Origin of the sequence: Hydrogenophaga intermedia, assembly GCF_000723405.1 — a bacterium.
Taxonomy (GTDB): domain Bacteria; phylum Pseudomonadota; class Gammaproteobacteria; order Burkholderiales; family Burkholderiaceae_C; genus Hydrogenophaga; species Hydrogenophaga intermedia.
Window position 1 is genome coordinate 66,506 of the sequence record NZ_CCAE010000003.1, and the last position, 12,239, is coordinate 78,744.

Annotated in this window: 10 protein-coding genes; 7 read left to right on the forward strand and 3 right to left on the reverse strand. The window is 69.4% G+C overall.

The genetic code is table 11. The features are described 5' to 3' along the window. The first annotated feature begins 37 nt into the window (after positions 1 to 37). The 4 genes from glmS to BN948_RS03230 all read left to right on the forward strand — a co-directional run bounded on the left by glmS (position 38) and on the right by BN948_RS03230 (position 4,851). The gene (glmS, locus tag BN948_RS03215; protein ID WP_009516750.1) at positions 38 to 1,894 is read left to right on the forward strand and encodes a glutamine--fructose-6-phosphate transaminase (isomerizing); all 1,857 of its coding nucleotides are present in this window, start codon (positions 38 to 40) and stop codon (positions 1,892 to 1,894) included. Between the two features lie 16 nt (positions 1,895 to 1,910). Continuing rightward, the gene (locus BN948_RS03220; RefSeq protein ID WP_009516751.1) at positions 1,911 to 2,801 is read left to right on the forward strand and encodes a LysR family transcriptional regulator; all 891 of its coding nucleotides are present in this window, start codon (positions 1,911 to 1,913) and stop codon (positions 2,799 to 2,801) included. A 95-nt stretch (positions 2,802 to 2,896) separates the two neighbouring features. Continuing rightward, a complete protein-coding gene (locus tag BN948_RS03225; RefSeq protein ID WP_009516752.1) occupies positions 2,897 to 3,883 on the forward strand; it encodes a Bug family tripartite tricarboxylate transporter substrate binding protein in 987 nt (328 codons plus the stop codon). Continuing rightward, the gene (locus tag BN948_RS03230; RefSeq protein ID WP_009516753.1) at positions 3,880 to 4,851 is read left to right on the forward strand and encodes a M14 family metallopeptidase; all 972 of its coding nucleotides are present in this window, start codon (positions 3,880 to 3,882) and stop codon (positions 4,849 to 4,851) included. The genes BN948_RS03225 and BN948_RS03230 overlap by 4 nt, the downstream gene beginning before the upstream one ends. Positions 4,852 to 4,875: 24 nt before the next feature. Here BN948_RS03230 and BN948_RS03235 read toward each other — a convergent pair whose 3' ends face one another. Beyond that, positions 4,876 to 5,766 carry a LysR family transcriptional regulator gene (locus BN948_RS03235; protein WP_009516754.1) on the reverse strand — a complete coding sequence of 297 codons (891 nt, stop codon included), beginning with the start codon at positions 5,764 to 5,766 and terminating at the stop codon, positions 4,876 to 4,878. 117 nt (positions 5,767 to 5,883) lie between these two features. Between BN948_RS03235 and BN948_RS03240 the strand changes: the two genes are divergently transcribed. Continuing rightward, positions 5,884 to 6,861, forward strand: a complete 978-nt coding sequence (locus BN948_RS03240) for a Bug family tripartite tricarboxylate transporter substrate binding protein (RefSeq protein ID WP_009516755.1) — start codon at positions 5,884 to 5,886, stop codon at positions 6,859 to 6,861. A gap of 24 nt (positions 6,862 to 6,885) precedes the next feature. Then, positions 6,886 to 8,289 (forward strand): FAD-dependent oxidoreductase, encoded by a 1,404-nt coding sequence (locus tag BN948_RS03245; protein WP_009516756.1) that lies wholly within the window; start codon positions 6,886 to 6,888, stop codon positions 8,287 to 8,289. 44 nt (positions 8,290 to 8,333) lie between these two features. Here BN948_RS03245 and BN948_RS03250 read toward each other — a convergent pair whose 3' ends face one another. After that, a complete protein-coding gene (locus BN948_RS03250; protein WP_009516757.1) occupies positions 8,334 to 9,185 on the reverse strand; it encodes a LysR family transcriptional regulator in 852 nt (283 codons plus the stop codon). 106 nt (positions 9,186 to 9,291) lie between these two features. Between BN948_RS03250 and BN948_RS03255 the strand changes: the two genes are divergently transcribed. Further along, complete coding sequence (locus BN948_RS03255; RefSeq protein WP_009516758.1) at positions 9,292 to 10,317, forward strand: zinc-dependent alcohol dehydrogenase family protein; 1,026 nt, start codon at positions 9,292 to 9,294, stop codon at positions 10,315 to 10,317. On the opposite strand, the gene BN948_RS03260 is transcribed toward BN948_RS03255, so the two are convergent. After that, on the reverse strand, positions 10,292 to 12,196 hold the full coding sequence (locus tag BN948_RS03260) for an FAD-binding monooxygenase (RefSeq protein ID WP_009516759.1): 1,905 nt from the start codon (positions 12,194 to 12,196) through the stop codon (positions 10,292 to 10,294). The genes BN948_RS03255 and BN948_RS03260 overlap by 26 nt on opposite strands. Positions 12,197 to 12,239: the final 43 nt, after the last annotated feature.

Below are 12,239 nucleotides of genomic sequence, written 5' to 3' on the forward strand. Positions count from 1 at the left end.
CTAGCATTCGCCCACTTTCACATTCAGGAGCGATCACATGTGCGGCATCGTGGCGGGGGTTTCGGGGCGCGACATCGTGCCCGTGCTGGTTCAGGGCCTGCAGCGGCTGGAATACCGCGGCTATGACTCCTGCGGCGTGGCCGTGCACAGCGACGGCCTGAAGCGCGCACGCAGCACCGCCCGTGTGGCCGAACTCGGCCAGCAGGTGCAAGCCGAACACATCGCCAGCGGCACCGGCATCGCCCACACGCGCTGGGCCACGCACGGCGCGCCGGCGGTGCACAACGCGCACCCGCACTTCAGCCACGGGCCGGGGGCACAGAGCGGTTCGGCGGGGCGTGTTGCCCTGGTGCACAACGGCATCATCGAAAACCACGACGAACTGCGCGCCGCCCTGCAAGCCAAGGGCTACGTGTTCGAGAGCCAGACCGACACCGAGGTCATCGCCCACCTCGTCGATTCGCTCTACGACGGCGACGTCTTCGCGGCGCTCACCGCCGCCGTGGCGCAACTGCACGGCGCGTTTGCGCTGGCCGTCTTCCACAAGGACGAGCCGCACCGCGTGGTGGGCGCGCGCGCAGGTTCTCCGCTGGTGCTGGGCGTGGGCGCGGAGGGCGGCGAACACTTCCTGGCCAGCGACGCCATGGCGCTGGCGGGCGTGACGGACCAGATCGTCTACCTGGAAGAGGGCGACCTGGTGGACCTGCAGATGGGCCGCTACTGGATCACCGACGCCAGCGGCCGCTCGCTCGACGCCGCGCAGCGCCCCGTGCGCACCGTGCACGCGCACAGCGGCGCGGCCGAACTCGGCCCCTACCGCCACTACATGCAGAAGGAAATCTTCGAGCAGCCGCGCGCCATCGCCGACACGCTCGAAGGCGTGGCCGGCGTGACGCCCGAGCTCTTCGGCGACGGCGCCCACCGCGTGTTCAAAAACGTGGACCGCGTGCTCATCCTGGCCTGCGGCACCAGCTACTACAGCGGCTGCACCGCCAAGTACTGGCTCGAATCCATCGCGAAGATCCCCACGCAGGTGGAGGTGGCCAGCGAGTACCGCTACCGCACCAGCGTGCCCGACCCGCGCACCCTGGTCGTCACCATCAGCCAGAGCGGCGAGACCGCCGACACCCTGGCCGCGCTGCGCCACGCGCAGGGCCTGGGCATGCAGGAGACGCTGACCATCTGCAACGTCTCCACCAGCGCCATGGTGCGCGAGTGCAAGCTGGCCTACATCACGCGCGCGGGCGTGGAGATCGGCGTGGCTTCCACCAAGGCCTTCACCACGCAGCTGGCGGGCCTGTTCCTGCTCACGCTGGCGCTGGCCCAGGTGCGCGGGCACCTGAGCGAAGAGGACGAGGCCGAGCACCTCAAGCGCATGCGCCACCTGCCCGTGGCCCTGCAGGCCGTGCTGGCGCTGGAGCCACAGGTCATCAGTTGGGCCGAGGACTTCGCGCGCATGGACAACGCCCTGTTCCTGGGGCGCGGCCTGCACTACCCCATTGCGCTCGAAGGCGCGCTCAAGCTGAAAGAGATCAGCTACATCCACGCCGAGGCCTACCCCGCGGGCGAACTCAAGCACGGCCCGCTGGCGCTGGTGACGGCCGCCATGCCCGTGGTGACCGTGGCGCCCAACGACACCCTGCTGGAAAAGCTCAAGAGCAACATGCAGGAGGTGCGCGCGCGCGGCGGCGTGCTCTATGTGCTGGCCGACGCCGACACGCGCATCGCCAGCAGCGAAGGCATCCACGTCATCCGCATGCCCGAGCACTACGGCGCGCTCTCGCCCATCCTGCACGTGGTGCCGCTGCAATTGCTGGCGTACCACACAGCCCTGGCCAAGGGCACGGACGTGGACAAGCCCCGGAACCTGGCGAAGAGCGTGACGGTGGAGTGAGGGGCACCGGTCGGCCATGGACATCAAGCTCATTGAAGACCTGGCCGCACTGGAACGCTGCGCGAGCTTCGTGAAGGCCGCCGAGGCGCGGCACGTCACGCACCCGGCCTTCGGCCGGCGCATCCGTGCACTGGAGGATTGGGCGGGCGTGCCTCTGGTGGCCAGCACCCGCGCGCCCGTGCGCCTGACGCCCGAGGGCCAGGCGCTGCTGGCCCAGAGCGCGCCGCTGCTGGCCGGCCTGCGGCAATTGCGCACGCAATGGGGAGCGCGCGACGCCGCCGAGGGACAGGGTGCCGGCGTGCTGCGTGTGGGCACCGGCCGCACGCTGGCGCGCACCCTGGTGGCCGATTGGCTGGGCAAGCTGCGCGGCACCATTCGCGGCGCGCGGGTGCAACTGCGCACCCAGGCCATGGAGGAGATCTGCGCCACCTTCGAACGCGGCGAGGTAGACCTGCTCATCTGCTACGAACACCCGGCGCTGTCCTTCGGCCTGACAGGGCAGCGCTTCCGGCACATCACCCTGGCCACGGACCGGTTGCTGCCGGTGGCGCGTGTCGACGCCTCGGGCCGCGCGCGCCACGACCTGTTCGACGCCACCTGGATCGGCTACGCGCCGAACCTCACCCTGGGGCGATTGCTCGAAGACCACCTGGAGGCGACGCGCACGGGCCAGCAGGCGCCGCCCACCATCGTGTGCGACTCCGCCGACGCCGTGCTGGAGCTGGCCATCAAGGGCCTCGGCATGGCCTGGTTGCCGCACTCGCTGGCCGCGGCCGCGGTGCGCGCGGGGCTGTTGAAGGTGCTCGGTGGCCGCGGGGATCAGATCCACTTCGAGGTGCGCCTGTACCGGCACCGCGCCCGCCAGTCCGACCTGATCGAAGCCGCCTGGGAACACAGCAACCGGTAGTCGGCACGGTTCGGTGCCAATTCGGCACCAAGGCATTCAATGAAGTTTCTAGAGTTCGCTTCACCGCTGCGCGTCGCAGCCAACAAGGAGCGCCGATGAAGTCCCCACTTGTCCGCCGCCGTGAGGTTCTGCTGCTCACGGGTGCCGCCGCCCTGGGCTGCGCGCCCGCGCTGGCCCAGAGCACGAACTACCCGAGCCGCCCCATCACCCTGGTGGTGGGCTACCCGCCGGGGGGCAGCACCGACCTGACGGCGCGTCTGCTGGGCGAACAATTGGCCCGCTCGCTTGGCCAGCCGGTCGTCATCGAGAACGTCGGCGGCGCCGGTGGCGCTCTGGGCGCCCAGAAGGTGGCGCTGGCCGCCGCGGATGGGCACACCCTGCTGCTGGGCAGCAACAACGAGATGGCCATTGCCCACCTGGTGAACCCCGCCATCCGCTACGACCCGATCAGGAACTTCACACCGCTGGGCCGGGTCGCCTCGCAGCCCATGGTGCTGGTGGCCAGCCCCCATGCCGGCATGCCGGATGTGTCTGCCTTCATCGAACGCGTGAAGCAGCACCCTGGCAAGTTCAGCTACGGGTCGTCGGGCGTGGGAACGGGCCTCAATCTGGCGGGCGAGATGGTCAAGCAGGCAGCCGGGTTGTTCATCGTGCACATCCCCTACCGGGGAGTGGGCCCCCTCACCACCGACCTGATTGGTGGCCAGCTCGAGCTGGGGGTGTATGTCCTGTCCAGCGGACTGCCGCAAATCAAGGCGGGCAAGGTGGTGGCACTTGGCGTGACCGAGCGCGAGCGATCACCCGTGGCACCCCAGATCCCCGCCTTGGCCGAAACGGCCAGCCTGCGGTCCGTCGACATCGGCACCTGGTTCGGCCTGTGGGGGCCGGCGGGCCTGCCGCGCCCGGTCACGGAGCGACTGCAGGCGGCCCTGGCCGACGCGCTCAAGGCGCCCGAGCTGGTCCAGAAAATGACGGCATCGGGCGCCACCATGGCCGCACCGGGCGCCGTGCTGAGTGATTTCCAGGCGGCCGAGATCACCAAGTACCGGCGCATCATCGACCAAGCCGGCATCCGCGTGTGAACCCGCCACCGTTCGAGATCTCCCCCCCTGATCTGGGCCCCTGGCTCGCGGGCAACACCGGCACGCCGGGCGTGTGGCGCTGGGCGGCCAGCGAACCGGGCCGGCACGTGATGGTGAGCGCGCTGGTGCACGGCAATGAGCTGTGTGGCGCGTGGGCGGTGCGCGACTTGCTTGCCTCGGGCATCCGGCCCCGGCGCGGCTCGCTCACCGTGGTGCTGGCCAACCTGGACGCCTTCGCGCGTTTCGACCCGCAGCGGCCGCATGTGTCGCGCTATGTGCACGCGGACCTGAACCGGCTGTGGGGCGACATGCCCTGGCGCCACACCGGTGTCGAGCAGGGTTCGGAGCACCGGCGCGCCCTGGAGCTGCTGCCGCATGTGCAGGCCAGCGACTGGCTGCTCGACCTGCACTCCATGCACGAGCCGGGGCCGCCACTGGCACTCACGGGCCCTTTGCCCCACCACGCCAGGCGGGCGGCGGCATTGGGCCTGGGCGCGCTGCGCGTGGCGGATGCTGGCCACCGGGCGGGCGTGCGCCTGCGCGACCATGGGCGCTATGGCGATGCCGAGGCGCTCGATGCCTTCGCGCTGTTGATCGAATGCGGCTACCACGGCGCGCGGGCTTCGGTCGACGTGGCCCGTGACGCGGTGGTCCGCTTTCTCGAGTCCAGCGGCGCGGTGGACGCCGGGGACCTGCCGCCGGACTGGCGGCAACCGGACGTGGACGCCGACAACCCGTTGCTGGTGGTCACCGACGCGGTCACCGTGGGCCCGGACTCGGTACCGTCCTTCGCGCAGGCCTGGAAGAGTGGCGACCGGATCGCCAAGGCGGGCACCCTGATTGGCTGGAATGCCGCGCTGCCGGTGACGACGCCCTACGACGACTGCGTGCTGGTCATGCCGACACTGCTGCACGCCAGGCCTGGCGCCACGTTGGTGCGATTCGCCCGGCGGCAGCAGATGGCGTAAGAGACTGATGAAGCCTTCGCGCGCTCAGGTCATCTCGCTGTTCCACACCGACGCAAAGGCCTCGTGGAAGGCCTGTTGCATGAGGGACGGCGGCCGGTAGCGGTTGCGCAGCAGGGCGATCGGCAAGCGCTCACGCGTCTTGAAGGGGCGAACGGTGAGGCGGCTGAAGGTGGACCCCGCCACGGCCGCACGGTCCACCACGGCCACGCCGCCGCCCGACTGGGCTTCCCAGCAGGCCGAGGTGGCGGACCGCACGAGCGAGTGGATGTTCAAGGCGCCCGCTTCGCGGCCGTAGGCTTTCAGGAGTGCCTGGCCGTACGGGGTGTCAGGCGGTGAGCCGATCACGCGTTCGCCCAGCAGGTCCGACGGGCTCACCGCGCGCTGCCTGGCGAAGCGGTGGCTCGGCGGTGCGACGCACGCGAAACCGCATTCGTAGCGCGCGACCTGTTCGAGATTGGGGTGCTCGTTGGGCAGCAATGCCACGCCCACGTCGGCAGACCGGTCCAGCAGGGCATCGACCAGGATGGGGGTGATGAGGATCTCCATGCGCGTCTGCAAACCGGGGAAGCGCCGCGACAACTGCGCGAGCGCGCGCGGCACAAGATAGGGCGCGAGGCTGGCCGACACCGCCACGGTCAGAGTGCCGCTGCGCGGTGTGGCCAGGCTGCGTGAGACGTCGCGCACGCGCTCGACGCCACGCCACAAGGCCTCGACCTCCGCATGCAGCGCCTGGGCCTCGGCGGTGGGCACGAGCCGCCCCTTGACGCGCGCGAACAGCGCAAAGCCCAACTGGCGCTGCGACTGCGCCAGCATCTTGCTCACTGCCGGCTGTGAGATGTGGAGCAGTTCGGCCGCACCCCCCACGCCGCCGGTGAGCATCACGGCCCGGAAGACTTCCATCTGACGCAGGTTCATGTTCGCAACATAACCAATGGTTAAGGGATGGCCAACTCTTTTCATTTGACCACGCCGGACCTCTCCGTCGACGATCCCTCCCAGAGGCCCGGACAGCCCATCCACTGGAGACAAGACATGCCCAACCCTTACCCCGTCAACCGACGTCAGACCCTCGTGGCCGGGCTGGCTGCCGCTGCATGGCCCACCTGGGCGCAGGGGCAGAAATTTCCGAGCCGTGCCGTGAGGCTGGTGCTGCCCCAGCCGCCGGGCGGGGCGGCCGATCGCCTGGCCCGCCTGGTGGGCGAGCGGCTCGAAAAGCACTGGGGCCAGCCCGTGGTGATCGAGAACAAGCCGGGGGGTGGCGTGGTGATCGGCACGCAGACCGTGGTGCGTTCAGCGGCCGATGGCTACACCATCGGTCTGCTGGGCAGCTCGCTCAGCATCAACGCGCTGCAGCGCAAGGATCTTCCCTACGAGCTCAAGGACCTTCAGCCCATCGCCCGCGCGGGCTACTACACGGTGGCCCTGGTCGCCGCGGCCAGCTTCCCGGCCAACGACATCAAGTCGCTGATCGCTTACGCCAAGACCCAGCCGGCCAACAGCATTTCCTTCGGCTCCAACGGCATCGGCACCTCGGCCCACGTGGCCGGCGAGATGCTCAACCACATGGGCGGCATCCAGTTGCAGCACGTGCCCTACAACGGCGCGGCCAAGATGTACACCGACATCGCGGGTGGCGTGCTGCCCATCGGCTTCTCGGTGGTGAGTTCGGCCGACAGCTTCATCAAGGCCGGGCAGATGAAGGTGCTGGGCGTCACCAGTCTGCAGCGCAGCCCCTTGTTCCCCCAGTGGCCCACGATCGCCGATACCTTGCCGGGCTTCGAGGCCATCAACTGGGCCGGCTTCTGCGGCCCCGCGGGCATGCCCCGCGACATCACCGAGCAGATTGCCCGCGACCTGATCTCCGTGCTCAAGGCGCCCGACATGGCGAAGTCGCTCGAGGCCTCGGGGTTCGAGCTGTCCACGCAGGGCCCCGCCGAATTCGGCGACTTCATCCAGAGCGAAGTGAAGCGCTTTGCCGCCGTGACCCAGCCGTTGCCGGGACAGAAGTGAGCGTGAAGAAGTGAGAGTGAACCCGTGACCGCCAGCTACCAACTGTCCCGCACCATCCCTGCCGACGCTGCTTACGACCTGGTGGTCGCGGGGGGCGGGCCCGCGGGCACCGCCACGGCCGTGTGCGCCGCGCGCCTGGGCCTGAAGGTGCTGCTGGCCGAGGCCACCGGCTGCCTCGGTGGCATGGGCACCAGTGGTCTGGTCGCTTCCTTCGGCCCGGTGTCGGACGGCGAGCGCATGCTGGTGGGTGGCTTCATGAAGGAGCTGCTCGCGACGATGTGGGAGCAGAAGGCTTTCGCGCCCCAGGTCACGCAGGACTACCTGAACCGACAGCTCAACCGCTGGGTGCCGTTTCAGCCCGAGCACCTCAAGCGGATCCTCGATGACTTCACGGTGCAGGCCGGTGTCGAGGTGCGCTTCTTCACGCGCGTCGTGGAGGCCGATGTCGATGGTCGCCGCGTCAATGGCGTGGTGGTCAGCAACGTGGAGGGCTTGCGCTACGTGCCCGCCAGGGCCTTCGTCGATGCCACGGGCGACGCGGCGCTGGCCACGCTGGCGGGCGCGGAATGCAAGGTGGTGCTGCGCGACACGGACACCGTGGCGCCGAGCACGCTGTGCTCCCTGATCGCGGGCATGAACTGGGACGACCCGGCCTACGCGGGCGATGGCCTGGACAAGATCAAGGCGCGCGTGCGCAGTGAATGGGTGCCGCAGGCGATCGAGGACGGCTTCTTCACGCAGGAGGACCGCTTCTTCCCCGGCATGAACCGGGTGGGGCCGCAGGGCGCCACGCTCAACGCCGGGCACGTGTTCAACCTCAATCCCTTGTCGGTGCGCAGCCTGTCCGACGGCATGGTGTTGGGCCGCAAGCTCGCCGTGGAGTACACCGAGTTCTACCGGCAATACGTACCCGGTTGCGAACGCATCGAATTGATGGGCACGGCGCCGTCCATGGGCGTGCGCGATTCGCGGCGCATCGTCGGCGAGTTCGAGCTGGGCATGGACGACTTCCTGGCGCGCCGCCAGTTCCCGGACCAGGTGGCCGTCTACAACCGGCCGACCGACGTGCACCCGAGCGACACCAGTCGCAAGGAATACGAACGCTTCCTCAAGGACTTCCACGGCAAGGACAACCTTGGCCGTGGCGAGTGCGTGGGCATTCCCTACAGCATCCTGGTGCCGCGCGGTTGGGAGAACCTGTGGGTGGCGGGCCGCTGCCACTCCAGCGAGACCAAGGTGCACGGTTCCATCCGGGCCCAATCGGCGGCGTACATGATGGGACAGGCCGCCGGCACGGCCGCCGCGCAGTCGATCCGCACCGGGCAACCGGCCAACGACCTCGACACGCGCGCGCTGGTGGAAACGCTGCGCGAGGCGGGTGCCTACCTGCCGCAGACGGCACTGGCGCGCGAGATGACGCGCGCGTGAGTGTGGACGGCCGGCCTGTTGAGCGCCGCGCTGCACTTCGCCGACTACGCGACGCGCTCGCTCAGCCGTTCCAGCAACCAGTCCAGCAGGGCCCTCAACCGGGGCAATCGACGCAAGTCCCGGTGGTAGCCCAGCCACACATCCCGGCCGGGTGGACTTGAGGCACCGGCCAGTGGCTTCAACCCGGGGTGCGAGTCCCCCAGAGGACGCGGCAAAACGGCCGCGCCAACGCCGGCCGCGCAGGCGATGGCCTGCACGTGCCGGCTGTTGCTGCGAAACGCAACGCGCGCCTGGGGAAACGCTTCGCGCAACCAGGTGGCGTCGGGCATGTCGGAAAAGCCCATGTCCATGGTCACCAGGTGGGTGGGTGCGTCTCCCGTCGTGGCCTTCTCCCTGGCCACATAAACGGCGTAAGGAACGTGCATCAGGTGCCGCTGCACGACGTCCGGTTCGTCGAAGGGCACGATGCGTGCGACCAGATCGGCCTCACGCCGCGCGAGGCTGTACAGCCTCGCATCGGTGATCAGTTCGACGGTGACGCCCGGGTGTCGCTTCGTGAACGCCGCGCAGAGCGGGGCCAGCACGTGCATGCCGAACCAATCGGAGGCCGAGACGCGAAGCAGCCCTTCGAGGCGGGCGGCCGAGCCGTCGAGTTCGCGCGAGATGGCCATGGCCTCTCGCTCCATGCTGTCGGCGTGCAGCAGCAGGGCCGAGCCCTCGTCGGTGAGGACGAAGCCATCCGCCGTGCGCTGAAAAAGTGCGTGGCCCAGTGAGGCCTCCAGGGCGCGCAGGCGGCGCCCCATGGTGGGCTGGCTTTGCGCGATCGAGCGACCAGCGGCCCCCAGCGTGCCGGTTCGGGCAATGGCGAGGAACACCCGGATGTCGTCCCAGTTCATGGCTTGCTCCATGCAAATGTGAATGGCGGAGTTTCAGTATTGTGAGTTCACATTCAGGAATGAATGGAGAAAACTGGACTTCCCAATCACTTCACCGATAACCGCCATGTCAAACCACCCCACTGCCACCATGCGCGCCATGGTGTTGACTGCACCGAATGCCGCGTTTGTCTCGTCCACCGTGGCCAGGCCCACCCCCCGGGCGGGAGAGGTACTGGTCCGCATCCTAGCCAGTGGCGTCAATCCGCTGGACACGAAGATCAGGGCGGGCAAGGCCGAGCACGCCCGCCATCCCTTGCCCGGCGTGCTGGGCATGGACCTCGCCGGCACCGTGGAGGCCGTTGGGCCCCAGGTAGAAGGCTTCAAGCCCGGTGACGAGGTCTATGGGTTCACCGGTGGCATCGGCGGGCTGCAGGGCAGCCTGGCCGAGTTCGCCGCCGTGGACAGCCAGCTCCTGGCGCGCAAGCCGGCCAACCTCAGCATGCGCGAAGCCGCTGCGCTGCCCCTGGTGGTCATCACCGCCTGGGAGGGGCTGGTGGACCGCGCCAGGCTTGGCCCGGGGCAGCGGGTGCTGATTCACGGCGGCGCTGGCGGCGTGGGGCACGTGAGCGTGCAGATCGCCCTCGCGCTGGGTGCGGAGGTCTTTGCCACCGGGTCAGCGGGCCAGGCGGCGTACATCCGCTCGCTGGGCGCGACGCCCATCGACCACGCCACGACACCGGTGGAGGAATACCTTGCCCAACACACGGAGGGCAAGGGCTTCGATGTGGTGTACGACACCGTGGGTGGCCCGGTGCTCGACGCCTCGTTTCTGGCGGTGCGCCGCTACACCGGGCATGTGCTCAGTTGCCTGGGTTGGGGCACGCACGCGCTGGCGCCCTTGTCCTTTCGCGGCGCGAGCTATTCGGGGGTGTTCACGTTGTTGCCCATCCTCACGGGCGAGGGGCGTGCGCACCACGGTGAGATCCTGGCCCAGGCCACGGCCCTGATCGAGCGGGGTCTGTTGATGCCCCGCATGGACCCCCAGCACTTCACGCTGGACACGGTGGAGGCCGCGCATGCGCGGGTCACGTCCGGCCAGGCGCTGGGCAAGGTGGTCGTCGACGTCAGCGCTGACGCAGGAACGCGCTGAAGAAGTCCGCCAGTGCCTGGTGCGCCTCCAGCGGGAGCACGTTCGCCACGTACTGGTCGGGCCGCACCACCACCAGCGCGCCGCGGCCGCGGTCGATGCCGCGCAGGGTGAAGATGTCCGGGCCGTTCTTGAGGTCGGGGCAGAAAACCTTCTCGTAATCGATCAGACCGAAGCGGCCTTTGCGTGGCAGCAGCATCGGCGGCAGCTTGTCGACCTCGATCTCGCGATGCCCTTGCTGGAAGATGGCGCGCAGGTCGATCACGCTGTCGATGTCCGCCCCCTCGGGCGTGAAGCGGCGGATCGGGGATTGCGGCGACTCGGCGAGGAAGTCGGCCAGCGCGCGCAGGCGCTCGCCGCTCGCGTCGGCGAAGGCGTGGAGGCGCCACGCGGCGTCCGCGCGCGCGGCGTGGCCCAGGTGCATCGGCTTCGCATCGGCCAGCCGGATCACCGGCGCCGAATGGAAGCGCATGCCGATGGTGAAACCCGAGGCCAGGTGCTGGTGCACGGGGGGCGCGGTCAGCACGGTCTCGCTCGGGTAGTGCGTCGCCACACCGGCGGTGTAACGGCCCGACTTGACGAAGTAGGCCTGCAGCTCCGCCGGGTCCACGCCGCCGAGTTCGGGGCGCCGTGGGTCCTTTGGCGGCGAGGCCATGATCTTCGACCACTCCTTGTCGAAGTCGATCAGGCCCTGCGCGATGGCGTGGCGCTCGACGCCGTAGGTGCGCAGCAACTCGGGCCCCGCGCGGCCTTCCAGCACCGACACCAGCTTCCAGCCGAGGTTGAAGGCGTCCTGCATGGACACGTTCATGCCCTGGCCGGCCTTGGCGCTGTGCGTGTGGCAGGCGTCGCCGGCGATGAACACGCGCGGCAGTCGCGCGCCGGCCTGCGCCTGCGGCACGTCGTCGAAGCGGTCGGTGACGCGCTGGCCGACCTCGTAGACCGAGGACCAGGCGACGTCGCGCACCTCGAGCGTGTAGGGGCGCAGCACGCGCTGCGCGACCTCGATGATCTTGTCGGCCGTGTAGCGCTCGCGCAGGTCCGATCGTTGGGCCGGATCGACCTCGCCGAGGTCGACGTACAGCCGAACCAGGTAGCCGCCCTCGCGCGGGATGAGCAGGATGTTGCCCTCGTCGGCCGACTGGATCGCCGCCTTCAGGCGAATGTCGGGGAAGTCGGTGACCGCGAGCATGTCTACCACGCCCCAGGCGTGGTTGGCGAAGTCGCCGAGCGGCTCGGCGCCGATGGCCTGCCGCACGCGACTGCGCGCGCCGTCGCAGCCGACGACGTACTTCGCACGCAGCGTGCGGGTCGCGCTGCCATCCACCTCGCGCAGCGTGACGCGCACCGGGTGTTCGCCCTCGGCGTCCACCGCCAGGTCGACGAACTCGAGGCCGTAGTCCGGCTCCAGCCGCGTCGGTGACTGGCGCATGAAGTCCAGCAGGTAGGCCTGCATGCGCGCCTGGTTGACGATGAGGTGCGGCATTTCGGACAGGCCGTCCTCCACGTCCTGAACCCGGCCAGTGCGCGCGATGCGCGAACGATCGCCCGGCGAGGGGCGCCAGAAGGCGGTCTCGTTGACCCAGTAGCCCTCGCGCCGCAGTTTGGCGCCCAGGCCGAAGGCCTCGAACATCTCCACCGTGCGGCAGGCCACGCCGTCGGCCTGGCCCAGTTCGAGCGGGCCCTGGCGGCGCTCCACCAGGCGGGTGCGGATGCCGGGGAACTGCGCCAGTTGCGCGGCCAGCACCACGCCGGCGGGGCCGCTGCCCACCACCAGCACGTCCACCGTTTCGTCCGGCTTCCAGGCGCGGTCCGTGGCGCCGGGCGCGGCGGCCTGCAGGTCGGGGTCGCCGGGGCGGTAGCCATTCAGATAGAACTGCATCGTGTCTCCATTGGGGTGCACGGCAACTATCCTCGTCACGCTC